Source organism: Rhizobium sp. BK512 (genome assembly GCF_014194915.1).
GTDB lineage: Bacteria > Pseudomonadota > Alphaproteobacteria > Rhizobiales > Rhizobiaceae > Rhizobium.
The window spans coordinates 127,383-149,367 of the sequence record NZ_JACIAS010000001.1 but is presented as its reverse complement, the minus strand read 5'-3'; the positions used below and the strand labels follow the sequence as shown (position 1 = coordinate 149,367).

Sequence of the window (21,985 nt, the reverse complement as noted above, 5' to 3'; positions counted from 1 at the left end):
GGTATTCATTCAGTTGTGAGAGATTTCGGAGCTGCCCTTCCAGGCAGTCGCCCAGCGCTCGAACCAGACGAGCAGGTAGTTCACGAGCAGGCCGATCGCGGTCATGGTGATGATGCCGGCATACATGTCGGCTGTTTCCATCATCAGCTGCGACTGTTGGATCAGGAATCCGAGGCCGGATTTGGCGGCGAGCATTTCCGCGCCGATGACCGCGAAGATCGAGGATTTGACGGCAAGGCGCATGCCCGAGACGATCGAGGGAATGCTGGCCGGCAGGATGACCTTGCGGAACATGTCGAGATCGGACGTGCCCATGGAGCGGGCGGCTTTCAGGAGCAGCGGGTCGACCGACTTGACGCCCGAGATCGTGTTGATCAGCAGGAAAAAGACCGACGAATAGAAGCAGATGGCGATCTTCGATGCCTCGCCGATCCCGAGCAGCAGGATGAAGACCGGCAGAAGGGCGAATTGCGAAGTGTTGCGCAGCGTCTGGACGAGCAGGTCGGAGACCTTTTCGAAGAGCGTGTAACGCCCCATGAGGAAGCCGAGCGGCACGGCGACGACAACGGCAAGCAGAAAGCCGATGACGGCGCGCTCAAGGCTGATGCCGATATTGGCCGAGAGCGTGCCGTCAAGCAGCATCGCATACCAGGCTTCCAGCACTTCGCTCAGCGGCGGGAAGAAGATGCGGTTCAGCCAGCCGAGACGCGGCGCGATCTCCCAAAGACCGAAGAAGGCGATCATCAGCGGCAGGCCATAGGTGGCGGCGCCGAATTCGATGCGGCGTTTGGCGCGCGGGGCGGCACGCTTTTGCCGGGCGGGAGAGAGCTCGGCGCCGAGGACGGTCTTGTCGGTAATATAGGCCATATCAGTTCTCCCGGTTTCAGTGGGCGTAAGCCGGTGAAAGCGCCCAATCTTTCTGCGCCTTGTTCACTTCGTCCCTAAGGGCTTCCCAGACGCGACCGCGATGGGCGTTGAACTCGGCGCTGGCTCTGATGTCGCCATCGCGCGGGCGCGGCAGGTCGATATCGATGATTTCCTTCACCGTGCCGGGGCGCGCCGTCATGACGACGATGCGGTCGGCGAGGTAGATCGCCTCGTCGATCGAGTGGGTGACGAAGACGACGGTCGTGTTGATCTTCTCCCAGATGCGCAGAAGCTCGGTCTGCAGGATCTCGCGGGTCTGGGCATCGAGTGCTGCAAAGGGCTCGTCCATCAGCAGCACTTCCGGATCGGTCGCGAGCGCGCGGGCAATCGCCACGCGCTGCTGCATGCCGCCCGAGAGCTGGTTGGGGAAGCGATCCTCGAAGCCGGAGAGGCCGAAGAGGGAGAGGAAGTAACGGGCCTTGTCCGTGCGCTCGCGCTTGGGGACGCCGTGTACTTCAAGCGCATATTCGATATTGGCGAGAGCCGTGCGCCAGGGAAACAGCGCATATTGCTGGAAGACATAGCCGGTCTTCGGGTCCGGCTTGACGATGTGCTTGCCATCGATCCGGACGATGCCGTCGGAGGCTTCCGTGAGGCCGCCAATAATGTCGAGCAGCACGGATTTTCCGCTGCCGCTCGGGCCGACGAGGGTGATGAACTCGCCCCTGCGAATGGTGAGATCGATGCCGTTCAATACCGTGACGCGGTCGGAGGGGCGGCCATCGATCTGTACCGTCTGGCCGGGCTTCAGCTGGAAGGTCTTGCGGACATCGGTGACGGTGATGCGGTCCATGGGCTTCTCCAATTCAGACTTGCGCGACGCGGATGCGGTGGGTGGGGTCGAGTTGCGATCCGCCCGGTTTGCCGCGCTTCCAGCCAAGCGCGCGGGAATAGCTGCCGAAGAGATTGCGCGCCTCGACCTCTTCTTCAGTGATCGACAGCGGGCCGTCGGCGCGCTCGGCGACATAGAGCGCGTCGGTCGGACAGTAGATTTCGCAGAGGAAGCAGGTCTGGCAGTCATCCTGGCGGGCGATGACGGGCACGCCATCGGTGGCGTCGAAGACATTGGCGGGGCAGACCTTCACGCAGATATCGCATTCCACGCAGCGGCTTTCGGAGACGACTTCGATCATGATGCGATCTCCCGGCGGCTTTCTGCCTGTGCGCTGACCACAATGTCATCGACGCCGCGCACGGTGATGGAATGGGCGAAGGCCGGGTCGTTGCCTTTGAAGTCCGAGCGGCGGTGCATGCCGCGGCTTTCCTTGCGGGCAAGAGCCGAGGCGAGCGACCAGCGGCCGTGGGCGGCGATGGCGGCTGCCTCGCGCGCCTTCAGTCTATCGAGGCCGGCGCAGGAGAGATGGTTTCTGACGTCCGACCAGAGCGTGTCGAGCTTGTCCTGGCTCGTCTGCAGGCGGCTGCCCTCGCGGAAATAATTCTTCTCCAGCGGCGTGACTTCGGCGCGCACGCTGTCGATCACATCTTTCGGCGTCAGCGTGTCCTTCACCGTGCCGCCGGGGCGCAGGCCCGCCTGGCCGAGCGGGCTGGAACTGGCACGGAAGGCCTTGTCGCCGCGGCGCTTGGCGTGGGAGGCGGCACCCTGGCCGGACCACCAGCCGCTGGCGATGGCCCAGGAGGAATTGGGGCCGCCGCCGCCAGACATGGCGCCCGCGAGCGCTTCGCGGCTTGCGGCATCGCCGGCGACATAGAGGCCCTGTACATCGGTGCCGCAATCGGATGTGGCGATGCGGATGCCGCCGGTGCCGCGCACCGTGCCTTCGGCGCGGAAGGTGACGCGGAACATCTGAGCGAAGGGATCGACCGGTGTGCGGTCATAGGGCACGAAACAGTTCGGCTGGCCGCGACGCAGCCAGTCCTGCAGGGCGGGCTCGGCCTGATCGAGCACGGCATAGACGGGGGCTTCGATCATGGCTCTGGCGATTTCCTTCTCGCGCTCGCCGATGCCGTTCTGCAGGTGATTGCCGTCGCTATCGAGGATCGGCGTGCCATCCTCGCGGTAAAAGGAGGCCCAGCGGAAGGGCAGGCCCTTGTTGAGCGACGAGCCATAGGGGGCGAGCGTATATTTGCCTGTGAATTCCATGCCCGAGAGGCTGGCGCCGGCTTCCGCCGCCATCAGGTGGCCGTCGCCGGTCAACGCTGCGGCACCGAGGATGCGCTCATGGAAGGCGCAGCCGCCGGTCGCCAGCACGACGGCGCCGGCATCCACCCGCCAGTCGCGGTCGCGCTGGCGGTCGATGCCCGCGGCACCCGTGACGGCTTCGCCATCGAAATAGAGCTCAAGGGCAGGGTGGTGATCGAGAACGGTGATGCCGGCCTTGAGTACGCGGCGGCGCATGAAAGCCATGTAGTCAGGCCCGCGCAGATTGGCGATATAGAGTTTGCCATCCTCATCATCGGGGAAGGGGTAGCCCCATTCGGCAAGCTTCAGCAGGTTTTCATAGGCCTGGTCGACGGTGCGCAGCATCCAGCGCTGGTCGGCGAGATTGGCGGTGCGCTGCCAGCGGCGCTCGATGATCTGGGCGCGGTTTTCGCCGGGCGGCACCAGCCATGTGCCGGTATTCGACGGGGCCGTCGCGCCGCTGGTGCCGAGGTAACCCTTGTCTGCGAGGATGACGCGAGCGCCGTTCTGCGCCGCCGAAAGGGCAGCCCAGGCACCGGCCGGCCCGCCGCCGATGACGAGCACGTCCGTCTGCAGATGCAACGGGCCGCTGCCCGCCAAGTCGTTACGCTTCAGCGACATCAGAAAATCTCTACGTGATGATAAAAGAGCGCGGCAGCCACAGAGCTGCCGCCCTGGACCCATCAGGCAGCGTTGGAGAACCAGGAGGGTTCGTTGCCCGCAGTCCATTTGATGTTGCAGCCGATCGACGCTGTCTGTTCCTGCGCGGGCCGTGCGCCGGCGAGAACGGCGTCTGCCGCAGCGCGCAGATCCTTGCCGGTGACGGGCTTGCCATTGCCCGGGCGGGCATCGTCGTACTGGCCGTGATAGGCAAGCTTGCGGGCGCCATCGAAGAGGAAAAGATCCGGCGTGCAGGCTGCGCCATAAGCCTTGGCAACCGCCTGCGCCTCGTCCTTCAGATAGGGGAAGGTGTAGCCGATCGCTTCGGCCTCATGGCCGACGGCGGCCAGGCTTTCTTCCGGATGCGCCTCGGCATCGTTGCTGTTGATGGCGATGACCCGCAGGCCCTTGGCCTCGTATTGGCGCGCAAAGGCAGCGAGATCATTGCGGATCAGCTGGACGAAGGGGCAACGGTTGGAAATGAAGGCAACGAGCAGCGCCGGCGTGCCGTCGAAATCCGAGAGCTTGTGGAGCACGCCCCTCGCATCCGGCAGAATGAAGTCCGCGGCGCGGGTGCCGAGCTCGATGGGATTGGATGCAGTCTTCGGCATGGATTATCCTCCTGATGTGTAGAAACAATATAATCTATAAATTTTATCATGTTTGTATCCGAAGAAATTTGCGTCATTGGCGCTTTAGCGAAATAGCTTTCCGCTATGCGGGATGATCGTGGAAAGTTTTTAGGGTGAGGTCTGAGGAACGGCGGAAGATGCGAGGAGGGAGTCTGTGATCTTTACCGGCAAGAAGAGGATAGGCTGTGCCGCGCGGCCCCCTCATCCGCCCTTCGGGCACCTTCTCCCCGGCGGGGAGAAGGGGACGTGCCATGCGGCGGCATTTTGGGTGTCGGACGATGCGGCTGCCCCTTCTCCCCAGCGGGGAGAAGGTGCCCGAAGGGCGGATGAGGGGGCCGCGCGGCACAAGGTCTCTATTCGTAAATGGTCGGAGACGTCTCTTTCAGTCAGCCCGCCAACACCATCACCGCCCACCATCCTCCAGCTGATGCCGCATCCAGATATTCGGCTCCTCATAAAGCCCAAGCCCGCTCTCGCAATCGGCCATCAGCGGCGCCAGCCCGCCCTCTACGTGATACGGCCCTGATAGGGGGAAGCGCAGCCCGCTCCATTCCGTCCATTGCGCCAACGGCGCCTCAACCCGCATGGAGCGCGGGGCGATTTTCGCGATCCGCGCGCCGAGCTGCCAGTGTTTGCGCACCCAGGGGTCGAACGGGGCGCCGTCGGCGGTCGTCCAGCCCATGTATTCGGCAAAGGACGTCAGCGGATAGGCCGGCTTCTTCGTCGGGCGAACGGGCGCGACGAGCGCATCGAAGCCGTTTTGCCGGGCGCTTGTCTTCATGTTGGCGATCAGGCGTTCGGCGAGATCCGAGCCGCGCATGGCGGGCGAGACGACGATCGCGAGCGCGGAGAGAGCATTGGATTTCTGCCCGGACCTGATGGCTTCGACGCCATCAGCAAGGACGGCGTCCCATCCCTCGTCGGGCAGGGAGGCGTCGTCATCGGGATTGGGCCAGTGGAAGGGAATGCTGTTCGATGTCGCCAGAACCTGTTCGTTTCCGTAACCGTCAATGCCGAGGGCGAGAAACTGATGGCGGCGAAGGGCTTCTGAAAAGAGACTGTCCCAGTATTTGACGACGGCTGCGTCGCCACCGATGAATTTCGGCCAGACGGCGGAACCGAGCTCATCGAAAGCCGGGATCAGGTCCGGCCGCTCTTCGGCGGAGACCAGGGTGACCTGGCCATGGGCTTCTTCTGGAGTTGCGGACATGTTCAACGTCTTCGATCTCGCGTGATGCCGAAAGTTGCGGCGTGGAGATCCTATACGCGAGCAAGGACGCTTCTCGGAAGGGGGAGGCATCAAGAGAGCGCCTGGCTCCGGCCGAAGGCGTTTCGCAAGGTCACCGGAGGAATTCGGCCCCCAACCCAACGCTCTCTTGATGGGATGATGATGGCAGGCAATGGTTGAGGCGCTGTCCTGCCTATCTGTTCAGCCGCCGTGCCAGCAGCGCGCCGGCGTCGCCAATGACGATCGCAGGGATCAGCACCAGCGCCATGTCATTGATGCGCGGCGGCACGTCGATGACGACGAGGGAAAGGCCGAACCAGGGATTGAGGATCTGCACCATGTAGATCGCCGCCCACCAGAGCCCGAAGGGGATGACGATGAGCAGGCGGCCGATGCGGGTGGCGCTCCAGCGGTCGGCGGCCTCGGTGACCGCGATATCGCGGGCGGACTCGATGCCCTTGATCGCCTCCTCGGCAGCAAGCCGCTGCTGGTCGGTTTCGGCCGCGAGTTTCGCCTGATAGGCAGCCAGAAGCGGGCCGGTGAATTTCTCGATGATGCCGCCGAAGAGCAGGTCGCTCAGCCACTTCATTTCGCCCATCCAAACTTGTGAGCGAGGAAATACCAGCCCTCCGCCGCGGCGGCGATGAGCGCGCCGGAGGCGACCTGAAGGGCCATGGCGACATCGGGATCACGCGAGATCATCTCGCCGAGATCGGGCGCAAGGAGGCCACGAGTAACGAGGATAGCAGCGAGGTAACGCAGGAGAATGCGGATGAAGACGAGGGTCATATGTGCTGCCCGGTTGAAGAGGGCGGCAGGATGGGGTGGAAAGGGTTGTCAGACTGAACTCAGGGATTGAATCAGGTAAATGCTCTATCTCTTTGTTTTGATGCAATTCCGGACGCAAAACCGCTAAAGCACTTTTACTGGAATTGCTCTAGAGAAAGCGGGCGAGCGTGCCGGACGCAATCGCTTTGATCAGTAAGCCTGCGAGCGGTGTCAGCACGATCGCGACGACTGCCCAGAGCGCTTTGCCGATCCGGTTTGCGAGCTTTTCGACGCTGCCCTCGATGCGCAGCAGGGCGGCATTGATATGCGGTTGCTGCGCTTCCAGCGAGACGACGCGCTCCTTCAAATCGTTGATCCTGCCATGCAGCTTTTCAAGCTCGTTGCGGGTAGTCTCATCCATGATGCCATTCCTTGTTTGGCATCATGGATAGGGGGAGAACGGTTGAGATCGAAAATCACGACTGACCGATCTGCTTGAGGCCGGCATAGACCTTGCGGGCAATTTCATCGGTTGGTGATCCCGCCACAAGGCCGGTGGCCTCGAGGATCTCGGTCACATGCTGGTGGTCGATGCCGATATTGCCGGATGGCGGACGGATGGCATTTGAAAGTGCCCTCGCGTCGCTCTCAGTGCCGGCAGGCGGGTTTTGCGCATCGCGGATCAAGGGCAGGGCGGCCATGACGGAATAGCCGGTGTGCTGGGCCAGGAAGGCCTGCCATGCAGGGTCATGATCATGCCCGCCGAGGGCGGCGGTATAGGCCATATCCGTCATGGCGAGCGCGGTCAGATCCATGGCGAGTGCAATGCCCTGGCGGGCGGCGGCTGCCGCATCCTGATCGGCGGCTTCGGCGCCGGCTTTGAACTTTGCGCCGAGATGTGCGCCGAGAGTCTTGAAGAGCCGCAGGGTTTCGCCACCGTCGGGATGGGACGGGAACGGGTCCAATATCGCCTGCTGCATGCAGGCGTCGGCATGGGCGATGGCCTTTGCTTCATCGCTGCCGAATTGCTTGAGACCCTTGTGATAATGGGCAAGCCAGACCGGTATCTCGATGAGATGGAATCGCAGTGTTTCCGCAAGCCAGCCGGCCATCGTTTCCCATGCTGTTTTGCCTTCCGAAAAAGAGCTACGGCCGAGCATGATGTGCGAGCGGCTGGTGACCTCGGCGATGATATCGGGACCGAAGGCATTTTGAAGCGCGGCTGCGAAATCGTCCCTGCCTGTCGCGCCGATGATGTCGTCCAGCCGGTAGCGTCGCGAAAGCGAGGTCGCGAGATCATTCGCAAGGCTTGTCGCGGTGGCGTTCTTTCTCATCAGGCGGGCCATGCGGCCGATGCCGTCTGCGGCGCGCAGCTCGCCGGCGCCAGTTTCGCTGAGCCAGGCCTGCAGGGCCTCCAGATCGAGCGAACGACCGCTTTCCTCAAAGGCCGTCCTGAGGCTGACATCGTCAAGCAGACGCTTTGCATTCGAGAGCGGCTCGCTGAATTCCAGGTCGTAGAGCAGGCGATTGACGTGCCGGTGCAGGACAGCGATGTCGAGATCGAGCGGCCTGGCGGTGAGGTCGAGGCGGGACCGGCCATGACCGGCCTCGGTTTGCGACCTGGCGAAGCGGCCCGATAGCAGGGATTGCGCCAGATCCGGGGCGGTATCAACGCCATCATAAGCCAGCGGATAATAGCCGCCTTTCAGCGCCTTGCCGGCGATGGTGACGGAGATGGGCTGCACCCATTGAGGCTCGATGCCGGTCACGCGTTTCTCGCGGGCAGTGATATCGGGCTCAAATTCAGCGAGATAAGCCCAGACGGATTGCACGAAGCCGGCATCGCGCGGATCGAGCGAGGCGAGCACGGCGGCGAGCCCGGCTTCGTCCAGGGCGCCTTCGATGCGGCTATCCGTCAGACGCCGGCGGCTGGCCTCGTTGCCGGTATTCAGCGCAATGGCGATGGCCTCCCATTTCGACAGGGACTTGCCGAGGGCCGGGAGATAGCGGGGACTTGCCATCTGGCGTCGCTCCTCGCCGGAATAGACATCGTAGAGCGCTTTGAGATCGGCAGCAGCCTGCTGTTTGCGCTGTGCAAGGCGGCCTGCGGCGGCTTCGAGCGGCGCCTTGATGGCCTGATGGGCCGGGCCGGCGGGGGTGGCGTCGAGCTCAAGCAACACGCCATCCGCCGCGCGGGCCGGATCGAGGGGAGAACGTTCGCGCTTGGCAGGGCCGGCTGGTCGCGGCCTTTTCAGGGCGCCGGCAAGGCTCGCAACGGCCTGCTCGAGATCGGCTTCGTGACCGGCATTGACCAGCCTGCCGGCGCGTCGCGCCGCATGTTCGAGATTCTTCAGCGCTGCGGCGACGGCGCGGAACCGCTCCAGCGTAATCTCCTTGTAGGACTGGCGGCCGGAGCCGATCAGCACAGTATCGGGAATGGCAAGCTCGTTTTCCCGGCCTGCAGCCTTCATGGCGAGAATATAATCTCTAAGGGCGATGCGCGGATCACCCTGTCCACCCCGCTGACCTCCGGTCTGACGATCCGCCTGTCCTCCGAGACCGTAGCGGTCGAGCAGTGCGTCGATCGCGCCGACATAATCGATACGGCCGTTGTCTCGAAGGACAGCCGCGGCGAGCCTTTCGCGCGCGGGGCCGCTTACGAGGCTTTGCGCTTCGGCCTCGAATTTTTCCACCTCGCCGATAATGTCGAGGCTCTCTGCATAGATCGCGTGATTGAGAAGCTGGCGGCGTTTGGCGGTGATCAGTCGGGCGATACGATCGTCCTGTCCGTGAGGGGCGGCGTCTGCATCGCCGGCAGCTTTGCGGCTTGCCCTCTCGCGCCAGGCCTCATCCTGCGCCAGTTCGTCACCCAGCCTGATAGCCTCGATCGCGGTGCGCCGGCCGGCCGCGAGGAAGCGCGCGCCGTCCATGGCATCGGCCACCTCCATGCCCGCGGTTGCCGAGAGCGCATAGGCCCTGGCTTCACTCGCCGTCAGCCCATCGCCCGAGCCTGCAACCTCGATGAGGGCCGCAAGCTCGGGCGCCAGCCATTCGGCCCGCCTGTCATTGTGCACGGCCGCGATTGCCCGCTCCTCGGCGGAACCATCGATCAGCATGTCGCCGTGCCGTTGCAGCATCACGCGGTCGACCTCGAAAGCGATCGCATCCGCGCGAGGCGGGGCCAGCGTCATGGCCGCCACCAGTTCATCGCCGGAGCCGAGGTCGAAGAGATCGGCGACGATATCCGGATCGAGCCCGCCGCCATCGGTATAGAGGGAGTGCTTGCCCTGCGGCAGAGCTTCGAGGATGGCGGCGCCATAGCGCGCCACGAGAGTGGCCTTGTCGAAACGGATGTCACCTGATGGTGGCAGCGTTTGAGCATCCAGCCATCGGCGGTTCGCCATCCATTCAATGGCGCGGTAGAGGCCGGTGGCGTCGATCTCTTTTTCGACCTCGCGCTGTACGGCAGCTTTTTCCGCTTTGTAAGCCTTCTGCCCCTCTCGCCGTACAGGCTCCATCATCTGCCGCAGAAGACGGGCTTTTGCTTCCTGTGAGGCCAGCGCGCGCAGTTTTAGCAGCCGATCGTAGTGCGGCTGTGTCAGGCCGGCATCTTGCGCATTGGCAAAGACGGGTTCATCGCCGCCGACATTCTGTTCCGCCATCTCGATTGCGGTGTCGCTGGCGAGCATCCGAAAGAAGATGGCGGCGATGTCGGGGGCGAGGGAGATATCGAGGGCGACGAGGCGGCGATAGATCGACAGCAACCAGTCGCGGAATTGTTCGAAGACGCCGCGTATCTCGGGTGACGGCGCCTGGGCTTCGATCAGATAGGTTTCGGCGGCGCGGGCGAAATGGGACTGCATGCCGGCGTCGATGGCGGCGTCTTTATGAAGACTGCCGGTAGTGCCGTGGTCGAGGGCGGCGATTATGTCTTTTGTGGTGATCTTGATGCCGGGGTTGGTGCGGGTGCTATCGGCTGCGACGGCCTTGGCGTTTTCGCGCCACCAGTTTTCGAGGTGGGCGAAACTTTCGAGGGCCGGATCGATGTCGCGTGGGGCCATGTCCTTGAGAATTTCAAGGAAGTACCGGCTCGCCCCGTGAAGCACCGCGGAAAAGCTGGATCTGCTGAAGACATCGATGACGGTCTCGCCATTGGTACCAGCCGGAAGGCGGATTTCGTCGCCAGCCGTTGCACACGGGCTGCCGAAGAGAAGAGGTGCAACAGTGGGAGTTTCAGCTTCCACTGCTGAACCAACAAAAACAGGTTGTGCGGATACGGCTTCGGGATCGGCAGAACGATTGGTCTGATTTTTCAACGTGAATCCCCTCGGGAAATCTACTGGTTGTCAGTGGGGGTTTTGATGCTTTTACCGGGCGGATTGCGCTTCGTATTTGTGGGCGCGTTGAGGCGTTTGGTTTTTGGCAGGGCAGGAAAGGAGGGCTGGTGGTTTTTGCCGGAGCCAGGTGCGGCTTCCGCATCGGCGATAATTTTACGGAACTGTGCATCCAGATCGCGACCGAGAAGCCGCTTGGTGGCGTCGTCGATGGCGCGCCCGTAGCGGGTGGTCCGCTCGCCTCTCAGATTGAAAGCATTGGATTGCTCAAAGGCCTGCGGCAATTTTGCTTCGGCGGCCGTACGAATGCGAGGATTAAAGCTTGAATTTTCCTGGAGGAATGCATCGAACTTTCCGCCAGCGTGGTCTGTGGCATAGGCGGCTGCGGAAAGTTTGATGGCACTGCCGGTCGTCAACGCCACCATCACGTCATGAGTGCTCATGCCGTGGGTGCTGGCGGCAAATTTACTCAGATCGGAACCGTGAGTTTTGAGTTGTTCGGCCAAGACATCGACGGGGACGTGGAGGTTCTCGGTGGTGGTACCTTTCAGCATGGCGGTCATAAGACGGTAAAACTCGCCGCCAGAGCGGCTACGCAGCAATGAGTTCGTCGACGCCTTGGAAATGCTTTGTATCAGGTTGTTATCGGTTCTTGTTGCTGGAGCCACGGGTGTTGTGCCCGTTGGGGCCGGAGCCGCTGGTGCTGTCGTCGCGAGTGTTTCTGCTGGAGGCGATGGAGCTGCCGACGATTCAGGTGTTGTGGCCGCAGAAACCGGAGCTGTCTGTGGTGCGACTTCAGGTGATGTTGGCGAGGGTGCTGCTATCGCAGGCACTGTATCTGCGGGTGCTGTCGTCACCGGTGCAGGGACTGCGGACGATGTCGGAACCTGAGCTGCCGGCGACATGGTTGAGGGGGCTGAACCTCTATCGGGTGTGGCCGCGGGAGTTGGAGTTGCAGGCGCTGTTGCTGGGGGCGCCGTGGGCGTGGGAGCTACCGATGCTGCGGCTGCTGCGTCTCGGCTCTCTCGCCGGGCCTCAAAGGCGCTCAACGCTGCATCGGCGGGGAGGGTGCCTATGCTGGACAGGCTCTGCTTGAGAACCTCGTTCCAGTCTGTATCGTCACCTGCGAGTTTTTGTGCCGCTAATTCACCGGTACCGCTGGCGATCGCCGCCTGCACGGTGTCCGCTGCCAGTTGACCAACGCGATTGCCAACCCCCAGTTTCTCGGCCAGTCCGCCTGAGACTGCATCGAATGCAGTGACCGTCAGGGCACGAATAAAACCTCTTTCGCTTGCTTCCTTGACCACAGCGGGGTTATGCAGCAGGCGCTCGATATCTTTGGGCTTAGTGAGGTCAAAGCCCTTTTTTTCGAAAAAATCAGCCGGTGACGTGTAGCGCTCGGTCACGTACGTTGCGCCGCGCGCGACGATAAATGGGATCGCCGGGTTGCGGGTGGCGGCCGTGGCAGCCGTAACGGCAGCCATTTGAGGGACGGTTTCACCCGCTGTCTCGAAAACCCAAGCTAGGACACCCGTAGGATTTTCATTGATTGCAGAGCCGATATTGTTGATTGTTTCTTGGAAGCTCGCGCCATCGACAAACATCGCATTTTCGGCGGCCGTCGCCATCGCCGATTTGGGTAGTGCCTTTATAGCCGCGATGTTCTTGCCAAGCGACTGAGCATATTCCTGTGAGCTTGCCTCGTCGTCGGTCTCGATGAGGTCTGCATACCGAGCGTCGAGCCAGCGGGTACCTGCGAAGAAATATTCTACTGGTGAGAGCGGGGGTATGATTTTCCCCTGCCGTGTAACGATTGGTTCACGTTGCGATTCAAGGAGTTCGTTAAAACTCATTTTGCGGTCCCGCGCGCGGGCCGCAGTCTGTTCCATCATATACTGATTGTACATTTGTGCGACGCCATAGCCGCCACGAAGAAAGGAATTCCCCTGTCCGGTCAGCCAATCGGCCCATGACCCCGGCGTTGGCGGAGCACCATCCTTTAGCGGAGCGCCAAGCGCCAGTTTATCCGGATCAGGAGTGGTGGTCCCGTTGAGGAAATTGTTTAGGGCATCGAGGCGATCGACATTGTCAAACCAGTTTTGATCGACGGTTTTCTGCGTTTGTGCCGCTGACATCTCTGGTGGAGTACTGGACTCCGCAAAAGGCTTGTCTGGCCACCTAGGCTGAGTTGCTGGAGGTCGAGAGAAGGGAGCTGCGAGCGGCACCGGCGGAACAGCAGGTTGACGAACGGGCGATCGCGGAGTCGTCTGCCCAAGCCTTTCCAAAGCCGAAAGGTTGTGAAGATCGTCCTTTGCTAACGGAGTTGTTGCAGCGTTTTCATTCAGCCAGCGCGCAAGGCGCGGTGAGGAGGAGAGGATCTCCTTATTGCGGACGTCATCGATCAGTCGTTGCAGAGCGTCGCGGTTATCCTTGACCATCGGCAGGGGTGGGACAAGGTTTCCTGTAGTTGCTGCGAACTCCCGCGCGAAATTAAGGTTATCTGCAACCTCGTCTGGATTTTCATCCGAGGATTGAATAATGCTGCTTGCAGTGGCGGCGGCCTGCCGAGCTTGCTTCCGCGACAAGACGTTATTGTTCTGCACACTGTCCATGACTGTCCCCCGTTCGGCCGAGAGACAGGGGTAGATGCGGAAGGGTTGTTTTATAAATCGGGGGAGGAGTGCCGGTGGCGAATGAGACTGATGTACGCGGGGCGTCCGCCGGTGCCAGGGGCAGCGTGTGGAAGAGCATCGCGCTATTGGCGGCGGTGGCTTAGGCCAGCTACGTTGTCATCATGATCGTCATCGACAAGAGCCTTCCGGAAGGTACCGCTGCGATGCTAAGGTTTTTCGGTGAGGCTGTCGGCGGTGCCATACCCTCATTCGTTCTGGGTCTGATCGTACTCCTCATTGTCCGTTTCCTCAGACGCAGAAGCGGAGCGCCTTTCGCCGGCCTCAGTGGAGCGATCGTTACGCTTGCGACGCCCTATTCGCAGTATATCGGCGAGCTCCATCACCTGGGCAGACTTCATTAGAGACATACGGCGCCGGAAGCTTGTCTGGGTGGCGAAGACAGGCAGGGCGCGAGCTTAACTGGGGGGGGCGGGATGTTTTCGAAAAATTTCGGCCATCGATTGGCCGCGGCCGGGATTGCGATATCTTCGTCTCTCGTTTCGTTCGCTTCGGGTGCTGCTGGCCAGGACACCCTTTTTCCGCTGGAATTTCTCTTCGGCATCAGGGCCGGAGACAGCTATGAGAGCATCCTGTCGCAGCAGGGCTGGTATGCCTGTGGCAATGCCAAAAGGCAGGCCGCCTGCTTTGACGAGGCAAGGGTTCTCGGCCAGGTCGGCAAGTATGAGATCGGAATGGTGGAGGGCAGGGCATATCTTGCCCTCTTCACTCCGTCTGGCCCTCACGCCTTCTGGCGGACGGTCAGAGCAACGAAGACCTTCAATGACGGTGTCAGCACCCTCGTCGAATTCCACACCAAGAACGCCGATATCGATGTGATCAAGGCCGTTCACGATCTCGGTTCCAAGGAAGCGTTGAACAGGTTTTCGCGTTATCTGGCGGACGGCAACCCGAATCTGCAGCGGCTGACGATCGTTCCAATGGAGCCGCCGCCGGAAACGGCTTTCCCTGAAGCCAAGGCCTATCTGAGAAACCTGCCGCTGGGTGCAGTCGAGATTTCCGTGTCGCTCTATTTCGATGAGCTCACGATCGTGAGTTTTCTACCGTCGGCCTCGCAGCGCCGGATGCTGTTTCCCGGGCATTGCATCGAAAATTGCGAAGCTGCGGCGCCGGATGGCAATAAGTGACATTCAGGGGAGGGCAATCATGGGATTCATGGAAATCATCGTCGGCAGCTGCTTCTTTACGTCTGCAATCGCCTGTCGGAGGCATTGCCCATAGGCCTTCTGTTTTCGCTTGTCATGTGGCTGTTGACGGTGCTTGCTGCCTTCGTTGGCTCTACGGCAGTCTTCTTCATCAAGGGTATCCTTCCGCACCCCAATGTCACGAACGGTGAGATCATCATCAAGGAAATGCAGTATATTTTCCTGGCTTTGATCGCCTCACCCCTTGTCGTCCGGTTCTATCGAAACAGACGCCGGGCGAGGGCCGCCGCGCCGCCGGCAGATGGCGGATCGGCATCGTCGGGCGGAACCCGCTCGTAGTGGTCTAGCCGCATGCTGTGGCTTGCCTGTCCATCGGACCGGATGTGGAGCTGATTGCCATAGCCGAGCAGGTTTGCGAGCGGCACAAGGGCATTTATGATGACGGTATCGCCATGCGGATCCTGTCTATCGATCCGGCCGCCCCGCGCCCGGAGATCGGCGGCGATCAGCTCGGCGTAGTCTGCCGGGGTGACGACTTCCAGCTGCATGACCGGCTCGAGAATGACAAGCTCGCCCATATGAAGCACCTGACGTATCGCCATGCGCGCGGCGGTTTCGAAGGTGAGCGGTGAAGAGTCGATATCGTGGAAGGCGCCGTCGAACAGGATGACGCTGATATCGACGACGGGATCACCGGCGATCACGCCTGGCCCGATGACCGATCGCATGCCTTTTTCGACGGCGGGAATATAGGCTTCCGGCACCGCGCCGCCGACGATCTCTGACCGGAATTGGAAGCCTCGGCCGATATCGTTTGCCGTGGCGGTCAGTTTGATGCGGGCGAATTCGCCGGTTCCGCCGATCTGTCGTTTGTGGGTATAGTCGATCTCGGTGACCCGCGCGATGGTCGCCCGGCAGACCACCTGCGGCGGGCCGGTATCGGCGCCGATCACGTGGTCGCGTTTGATCTTGTCGAGAGTGCTGGTGAGATCGGCTTCGTTTGCTGCTCTCAGGAGCACATTGCCGCTCTCTGCCTCGATCCAATGGATGGATGGCCAGGTTATGGACGGATCGTTTTCAACAAATGCGCTGAGGGCGAGCCGTAGTCGCTGCCGATCTTTTTGGGAACGGGGTGCAATTGATGCCTGTACGAGGTCTTTCCCGGTCGCATCCATGATGGGCTTCATCATCCCAATGTCTGAGAGGACATGGCAGAGGGGCTGGGGCTCCCACGCAGCCCGCTCAAATCTCCACGTCTGATCTTCCGCGGTCGGCTGGCTCGACCATAGGGATTTCACCGGCGGTTGCAATTCCTGCGAAAGCCGTAGGCCGCGCCGATTGGACACCGACCGGCAATTTGCCCGCCGGCTCCAGGCTTCAAAAGGCTTCGCGGCTGTCGCTTCTCGGATCGCCCTCGACCTGATGTGGCCGGTAGAGATCGCCTCGGGCGGTGCGCCGCCAAGGGCGCGCGGGGTTTTCCGGATTGGTGGTGATATCGGCAAAGGCGAGGCCGGGCGCGCCGTCCGCAGGGCAGAGGGCGGCCCATTGACCATTGGGGGCGGCAATGCCTGAGGGCGCGATCACGCTTTGCGGCGCGTGGGCGGCGTAGCTGACCCAATAGGTGTTGCTGGCGGCATGGCCCAGCACCTCGGCGGCAAAGGGCGGGGCAGCGGAGGGTGTTTCACCCGAGGTGGAGAAGAGCACGCAATCCACATCCAGCCGCTCATACTCGATGAATATTTCGGGATAGTGCGACTCCATGCCGGCAGCACAGCCGAAGCGCATGCCATCCACTTCGAAAGTGACGGGGATCCTGCCCGGCGAATACATGAAGGAGATCTTGGTGTGAGAGAGCAGCCGCTCATCATAGCGCGTTACCAGTTCGCCCTTGTCAGAGATGACATAGAGGCTGTTATGCGGCCGGTGCGGCGCGGTCAGCCGGTGTGGTGCGCCGAAGACCGTCCAGAGCCTCAGCTTTTTTGCGAGTTTTCTCGTCTCTTCCAGTTCCTCACGCAGAGCCTCCCATTGGTAGCGGCTCCAGTCTGCAGCGCCGATCTCGGTGGGGCCGATCTCGGACAGGATGCGTTTGTGGGGAAAGCAGATCGTTCCCTCCGAAAAGTGCAGAAGCCTGGCGCCGGCCTCGCTTGCCTGGCGCATCGACCGGCGCATTTCGGCGCCATTGGCGCGGAACGCATCCGCGTCGCGCGGGTCGAGGCGAACCGTGGTCTGGGCCACCGCAAGCCGCAGGGATTTGCCGGCTGGTTCATGCGGTTGCGGGGCTGTTTTCGGCTTTCGGATATGGCTGAGGGCTGAGGTATAGGATTCGCCCGTCCTTGCCGCGCGGGCGCGAACCTTGCGCTTGAGATTTCCGTTCTGGGTCATTGTCAGGCCTTTCCGTCACGGACGCATGTTCCCCGGCAACCACGCCCGCACGATCGGACCAAGGTTGATGGACCCGAGACGGAAGTCCCTTTGCCTCCGTTTGAAAGACCCTGCCGGGGAGGATCGCTGGAGGTTGGGCGCAGGTCACGCCTGACCATGATGATGTTCAGGCTGTGCCGATTCGTCAATCTGTCGAGGGGGCTGTGGAAGGGGCGTGGTATGGCCTGCGAAACGCGGCGAGGGCGCCGCGTTCCGTTCCTTCCGTTGAGTCAGGCGCCTTTCGCTGCGGCAATGCCGTCGAGTTGCGCCATCACCTCGGGCGACAGTTCGATATCGGCCACCGCGAGATTTTCCCTGAGATGACCACGCGAGGATGTGCCGGGGATCAGAAGGATATTCGGCGCGCGTCTCAGGAGCCAGGCGAGCGCCACCTGAAGGGGTGTGGCACCCAGGCGGGTGGCGACCTCGGAGAGCGTCGAGGACTGCAAGGGCGAGAAGCCGCCGAGCGGGAAGAAGGGCACGTAGGCGGTGCCTTCCGAGACGAGCTTGTCGATCAGCGCGTCATCGCCGCGGTTGGCGAGGTTGTACTGGTTCTGAACGCAGACGATCTCGGTGATCCTGCGGCCGTCATCCACCTGTTTTGCCGTGGCATTCGACAGGCCGATATGTTTGATCAGGCCCTGCTGCTGCAGCTCGGCCAGAACCGTCAGCGGCGCCTCGAGCGAGCCTTCGGCCGGGCCGTGCACATCGAACATGGCGCGCAGGTTGACCACCTCGATCACGTCGAGGCCGAGGTTTTTCAGGTTGCTGTGGATCGCCGCGGTCAGCTCTTCCTTCGAAAAGGCCGGGTTCCAGGAGGCGTCGGATCCGCGCAGCGCGCCGACCTTGGTGACGATGACGAGATCATCTCCATAGGGATGCAGCGCTTCCCTGATAATCTCATTGGTGACGTAGGGGCCGTAGAAATCGCTGGTATCGATGTGGTTGACGCCGCTTTCGACGGCTTCGCGCAGCACGGCGATGGCTTCATCGCGATCCCGTGGCGGGCCGAAGACGCCCTTGCCGGCGAGCTGCATGGCCCCATAGCCGAGGCGCTTTACCACGCGATCGCCGAGCTTGAAGCTTCCGGAATTTTCGACAGTAGACATGAAATCTCATCTCCGATTGAAGGCAGGAAAGCAGATAGGCCTGTATCACTTCCCGGACAATCGGCTATAATCCGGACGGGCTGTCCAGCTTGCAGGACAATCAATGGGAACTCAGACTATGAAACAGGGTGTGCCTGAGATCAGCGATGTCAGCGCCTTTCTCGTCGTCGCAAGGGCCGGCGGTTTTCGCGAGGCAGCGCGGGTGAGCCATATGAGCTCCTCGGCGCTCAGCGATGCGGTGCGCCGGCTGGAGGCGGAGCTTGGGGTGCGGCTCTTCAACCGCACGACACGCAGCGTGGTGCCGACGGAGGCCGGTCGCGGCCTGATGGAGCGGCTCGGCCCGGCCTTCGGCGAGATCGATGCTGCGCTCGACTTCGTGAAGGATTTTCGCGACCGGCCGGCAGGTTCGCTGAAGCTCAATGTGCCCGTGAGCGCAGCGCGGCTGGTGTTGCCACGGATCGTGCCGGCGTTTCTGAGAGCTTATCCGGATATTCGCCTCGAAATTGTTACCGAGGAGAATTTCGTCGATATCATCGCCGCCGGCTGCGATGCAGGCATCCGCTATGACGAGCGGCTGGAACAGGACATGATCGCGGTGCCGATCGGCCCGCGTGTCCAGCGTTATGCCGGTGCGGCTTCCGCCGCCTACCTGGAAGAGCATGGCCGGCCGCAGCATCCGCGCGACCTGCTTCAGCATGCCTGTATCCGCGGCCGTTTTGCCGGTCGCGCCGTCCCGGTCTGGGAGTTCGAGCGCGACGGCGAGATCGTCAGGGTTGATCCGCCGAGCCCGCTGATCGTCCAGAATGGTGGCGGCACGGATCTCGCCGTTGACGCGGCGATTGCCGGCACCGGCATCGTCTTCACCTTCGAGGATTGGCTGAAGCCCTATTTTGAAGGTGGCGTGCTGGAGCCTGTGCTGGAGCCCTGGTGGCAGAGTTTCTCCGGCCCCTTTCTCTATTATCCCGGCCGGCGCCTGGTGCCGGCGCCGCTGCGCGCCTTCATCGATTTCATCAAGGCGATGCCGCGGGAGGGGTGAAGAGAGATCATCGACCCGCAACGTGCTAGAGTGGAGCGGGCGGTGCATTTGCCGCATCGCCGTCATCATCAAAACCATCGTCGTGACGATGGGAGGGGGAAGATCATGAGCGATGCAAGCAACAGGGCCGGCAACGGCACCAGCGAGATGAAGCTGGAGATCATTGTCGTGCCCGTTTCGGATGTCGATCGCGCCAAGGCCTTCTATGGCGGGCTCGGCTGGCGCCTCGATGCCGACTATTCCTCAGGTGAAGACTACAGGGTGATCCAGTTCACCCCGCCGGGCTCGAACGCATCCGTCATCTTCGGGAAGAACGTTACGCCGGCGGCACCTGGCTCCGCACAGGGGCTCTATCTCATCGTCTCCGATATCGAGGCAACCAGAAAGGAGCTGCGGGAGCGCGGGGTAGAGGTCAGCGACGCCTTTCATCCCGAGGGAGAGGTCTATGGCGGGCCTGACGTGCCCTATCTCTTCGGCCGGCGCCGGGTCAATGGCCCCGATCCTGACCGCAGCAGCTACCGCTCCTTCGCGGCCTTCAACGACCCTGACGGCAATGGCTGGCTCTTCCAGGAAATCACCGCCCGGCTGCCGGGGCGAATTACCTCCGACCTTGCCGCTTTCGGTACGGCGAAAGACCTCGCCGCGGGGCTGCGCCGGGCGGCCGAAGCCCATGGCGAGCATGAGAAGCGCAATGGCGGCAAACATGACGAGAACTGGCCGGACTGGTATGCGGAATACATGATGGCCGAGCAGACCGGCAAGCCGCTGCCGCAATGAGGTAATTGGCGAGCGGGGCAGGCAGAAATGGCTGGTCCCCGCCGACTGTTTTTCGACAGCTCAGATCACAAAGGCTCGATGCAGGCCGCCCATTTCCAAAGATCGTCCATCTGGTTCGGCGGAATGCCCATGGCCACCGCGAGCAGATCGATGCGGGGATCTTCTCGCGAATATTGCTGGGTGTCCTCGACCATGATGCGCACCGTTTCCTTGTCTTTGAACGACATGTCGGGCATGTCGTTGATGGTCGCCAGAATATCGGCCTTGGCAATCGGCGGTTCGAGTTCGAGCGCGGCGATCCAGAGTTGCCATTTCTTGAGGGGCGGGAAGCGCTCTTCAAGGCCGAGTGGGTCCCGGAGGTATTTGGCGATTAGGGGTTCCTGGTCGTCGTGGCGGACGAGGATCATATCAGGCTGGTCACGGGTGAATATCTCAAGGATGGTTCCGGCGCTGTCGTAACGAACGTATACAGGGGTCATGCGAATAGCCTCTTGCAAGAATAATCATACCAGCCGCACACGAAAAAGGAGGCCGAACAGGCTGTGCTTGTCACAGAGACATACCTCCAAAGCTGGCCGTTGGCGTTGCTTCGCACCTTGCCAGCCGCCGAACTTTGGTCGGGATAGTCGTTGCCTGAGCGCGATCGGCATCGCACGTGATGCGCGGCGCCGGTGGTATAGTTGGCAGCAGCGGCATCTGAGACGATCCCGATGCAGTCCTGTCCCGTGCTAGCTACACCGGTGTCAATCAGCACCCAGACATCGACACTTAGTCCAACAGGGGTGTTGCTCGGTATGGCCAGGCCCTGTGCGGTGGCGGTGACGGTGAACCATGGGTAAGTGTCGGTGTTAACCTCGTTGCCAGTCTGCCAGAACGGAACAATATTTCCCGATGAATTGGTGATGACCAGGCCCACACGGCTCCCGGACAAGCATTCCCATCCGGTCGGCTTTGTGACGCCTGCCTCTGATCCAGACAGCGACATAATGAAGTCCGTGGTGCCATCTGCTAATTTCCTGATGGCGTACAGGAAATACGTCTTTGACGCCTGTACGGCCCCTGTGTCGAGTAGCTGAACTAGCGTTTTTGCGGTGGCAGAGGTGGTCTGATGTTTCTTTCCGCCAAACCAGCCGACGCCTGGTCCGATGGTTACAGACGTAACGCCGACATAAGCGGGGATGAAACCTGTAAAGAAATCAAGACCGGTAGCAACACAAACATATTTGACGATACTACCCGCGAGAACCTTTTTCAGCCCCCAGCCTGCCGCGCTGTCGGTGATGGCGAATTCGTCGCTATCGACGATGTCGGTCTTTGCCGCCGCGCCGTGCAGCCAGCCAGCCAGGGTATTGGCGACGTCGTTGTAGATCGCCAGCGTCTTTCGATACCAGTGAAAGGCGGAAAACAGCCCGCCCGTACCGGGAACCGCCACATCTTCCGGATTTGCTGCATAGGCGGCTGCGAGCCCAGCGCTGGCATTTGCGGCTGTCGCCGATTGGGCGGCTTCCGCTGCCTTTTGCTGGGTGGTCTCAGTGAGGCCAGCAACATCGGGAATGTCATCGGCTATATCAGCCACAGTTTCCAGATATTGCGAGACGGCGGCAACGGCCTCCAGCGCATCGCCTTTGTCACTGAGGGTCAGGACGTCTGCGATGAGCTTGTCTATCGTTGCCGAATCGAATGACGGCGGAATGGTGACGGCGCGGGCCGCTCTTTCCTTGAGCTGCTGGAGCCTCATCACGACGAGGTCGAGAGCCTGCTCCACGGTCTCGGCATAATAGGCGCCCTGGTTTTCCAGGTCGGTTTCCTGGGTGAAGGGCACATCGAGCAGCAGGGTGACCCTGCTGCCGGCTGCCGGGGCAGGGGTGATGACCGCGCTGCCGCCGCCATCATTGCCGACCCCGGTCACGGTGTAGTCTGCATCCAGCACCAGGATCGTATCCGTGCCGGAGGCATCCGTGCGGATCACCTGCAGATGCCGGGGTTCGAGGATCTTGAATTTATAGTCGAAAGCCGTAGTGACGCCGTCCCCGCTATAGGGGCCGGACCGGTTTATCTCGCTTGAAATGGTCATGGATCACGCCTCTGGTTTTGCCGACCATAGGCGTGGGAAGGTTG

At 61.7% G+C, this 21,985-nt stretch carries 20 protein-coding genes; 4 read left to right on the top strand and 16 right to left on the bottom strand.

All coding sequences use genetic code 11. From position 1 onward, the window contains the following. Window positions 1-9: 9 nt before the first annotated feature. The 11 genes from FHX06_RS00780 to FHX06_RS00730 all read right to left on the bottom strand — a co-directional run bounded on the left by FHX06_RS00780 (window position 10) and on the right by FHX06_RS00730 (window position 13,301). Window positions 10-867, bottom strand: a complete 858-nt coding sequence (locus FHX06_RS00780) for an ABC transporter permease (RefSeq protein WP_183877668.1) — start codon at window positions 865-867, stop codon at window positions 10-12. A gap of 16 nt (window positions 868-883) precedes the next feature. Next, the gene (locus FHX06_RS00775; RefSeq protein ID WP_183846626.1) at window positions 884-1,720 is read right to left on the bottom strand and encodes an ABC transporter ATP-binding protein; all 837 of its coding nucleotides are present in this window, start codon (window positions 1,718-1,720) and stop codon (window positions 884-886) included. 13 nt (window positions 1,721-1,733) lie between these two features. Further along, window positions 1,734-2,060 carry a ferredoxin family protein gene (locus FHX06_RS00770; RefSeq protein ID WP_007816189.1) on the bottom strand — a complete coding sequence of 109 codons (327 nt, stop codon included), beginning with the start codon at window positions 2,058-2,060 and terminating at the stop codon, window positions 1,734-1,736. After that, entirely contained in the window at window positions 2,057-3,688 is a 1,632-nt protein-coding gene (locus tag FHX06_RS00765; RefSeq protein ID WP_183877666.1) for an FAD-dependent oxidoreductase, read from the bottom strand. Before FHX06_RS00765 ends, FHX06_RS00770 begins: the two co-directional genes overlap by 4 nt. A 62-nt stretch (window positions 3,689-3,750) precedes the next feature. Then, window positions 3,751-4,338 (bottom strand): thioredoxin family protein, encoded by a 588-nt coding sequence (locus FHX06_RS00760; protein WP_113015266.1) that lies wholly within the window; start codon window positions 4,336-4,338, stop codon window positions 3,751-3,753. A gap of 424 nt (window positions 4,339-4,762) precedes the next feature. Next, on the bottom strand, window positions 4,763-5,569 hold the full coding sequence (locus FHX06_RS00755) for a hypothetical protein (RefSeq protein ID WP_113210545.1): 807 nt from the start codon (window positions 5,567-5,569) through the stop codon (window positions 4,763-4,765). A gap of 211 nt (window positions 5,570-5,780) precedes the next feature. Then, on the bottom strand, window positions 5,781-6,176 hold the full coding sequence (locus FHX06_RS00750; protein ID WP_113210578.1) for a hypothetical protein: 396 nt from the start codon (window positions 6,174-6,176) through the stop codon (window positions 5,781-5,783). Next, entirely contained in the window at window positions 6,173-6,376 is a 204-nt protein-coding gene (locus FHX06_RS00745; RefSeq protein ID WP_113210546.1) for a hypothetical protein, read from the bottom strand. Before FHX06_RS00745 ends, FHX06_RS00750 begins: the two co-directional genes overlap by 4 nt. Window positions 6,377-6,524: 148 nt before the next feature. Beyond that, window positions 6,525-6,776, bottom strand: a complete 252-nt coding sequence (locus FHX06_RS00740; RefSeq protein ID WP_018115744.1) for a hypothetical protein — start codon at window positions 6,774-6,776, stop codon at window positions 6,525-6,527. Window positions 6,777-6,831: 55 nt separating this feature from the next. Beyond that, a complete protein-coding gene (locus tag FHX06_RS00735; RefSeq protein ID WP_183877664.1) occupies window positions 6,832-10,671 on the bottom strand; it encodes a hypothetical protein in 3,840 nt (1,279 codons plus the stop codon). A gap of 20 nt (window positions 10,672-10,691) precedes the next feature. Further along, complete coding sequence (locus FHX06_RS00730; RefSeq protein ID WP_162738466.1) at window positions 10,692-13,301, bottom strand: hypothetical protein; 2,610 nt, start codon at window positions 13,299-13,301, stop codon at window positions 10,692-10,694. A 182-nt stretch (window positions 13,302-13,483) separates the two neighbouring features. Between FHX06_RS00730 and FHX06_RS00725 the strand changes: the two genes are divergently transcribed. Continuing rightward, the gene (locus tag FHX06_RS00725) at window positions 13,484-13,723 is read left to right on the top strand and encodes a hypothetical protein (protein WP_113210550.1); all 240 of its coding nucleotides are present in this window, start codon (window positions 13,484-13,486) and stop codon (window positions 13,721-13,723) included. 72 nt (window positions 13,724-13,795) lie between these two features. Continuing rightward, a complete protein-coding gene (locus FHX06_RS00720) occupies window positions 13,796-14,506 on the top strand; it encodes a hypothetical protein (protein ID WP_113210551.1) in 711 nt (236 codons plus the stop codon). Between the two features lie 275 nt (window positions 14,507-14,781). On the opposite strand, the gene FHX06_RS00715 is transcribed toward FHX06_RS00720, so the two are convergent. The 3 genes from FHX06_RS00715 to FHX06_RS00705 all read right to left on the bottom strand — a co-directional run bounded on the left by FHX06_RS00715 (window position 14,782) and on the right by FHX06_RS00705 (window position 18,054). Next, complete coding sequence (locus FHX06_RS00715; protein WP_113210552.1) at window positions 14,782-15,714, bottom strand: hypothetical protein; 933 nt, start codon at window positions 15,712-15,714, stop codon at window positions 14,782-14,784. Between the two features lie 187 nt (window positions 15,715-15,901). Next, the gene (locus tag FHX06_RS00710) at window positions 15,902-16,906 is read right to left on the bottom strand and encodes a carbon-nitrogen hydrolase family protein (RefSeq protein ID WP_113210553.1); all 1,005 of its coding nucleotides are present in this window, start codon (window positions 16,904-16,906) and stop codon (window positions 15,902-15,904) included. A gap of 269 nt (window positions 16,907-17,175) precedes the next feature. Beyond that, the gene (locus tag FHX06_RS00705) at window positions 17,176-18,054 is read right to left on the bottom strand and encodes an aldo/keto reductase family oxidoreductase (protein WP_113210554.1); all 879 of its coding nucleotides are present in this window, start codon (window positions 18,052-18,054) and stop codon (window positions 17,176-17,178) included. A gap of 118 nt (window positions 18,055-18,172) precedes the next feature. Here FHX06_RS00705 and FHX06_RS00700 point away from each other — a divergent pair, with 118 nt between their 5' ends. Next, window positions 18,173-19,090, top strand: a complete 918-nt coding sequence (locus FHX06_RS00700) for a LysR family transcriptional regulator (protein WP_162738468.1) — start codon at window positions 18,173-18,175, stop codon at window positions 19,088-19,090. A gap of 105 nt (window positions 19,091-19,195) precedes the next feature. Further along, window positions 19,196-19,867, top strand: coding sequence for a VOC family protein (locus tag FHX06_RS00695; RefSeq protein ID WP_018115753.1), 672 nt, complete (start codon window positions 19,196-19,198; stop codon window positions 19,865-19,867). 65 nt (window positions 19,868-19,932) lie between these two features. Here FHX06_RS00695 and FHX06_RS00690 read toward each other — a convergent pair whose 3' ends face one another. Both FHX06_RS00690 and FHX06_RS00685 read right to left on the bottom strand, forming a co-directional pair. After that, a complete protein-coding gene (locus FHX06_RS00690) occupies window positions 19,933-20,346 on the bottom strand; it encodes a hypothetical protein (protein WP_113210555.1) in 414 nt (137 codons plus the stop codon). Further along, window positions 20,343-21,941 carry a hypothetical protein gene (locus FHX06_RS00685; RefSeq protein ID WP_183877663.1) on the bottom strand — a complete coding sequence of 533 codons (1,599 nt, stop codon included), beginning with the start codon at window positions 21,939-21,941 and terminating at the stop codon, window positions 20,343-20,345. Before FHX06_RS00685 ends, FHX06_RS00690 begins: the two co-directional genes overlap by 4 nt. Between the last annotated feature and the right edge of the window lie 44 nt (window positions 21,942-21,985).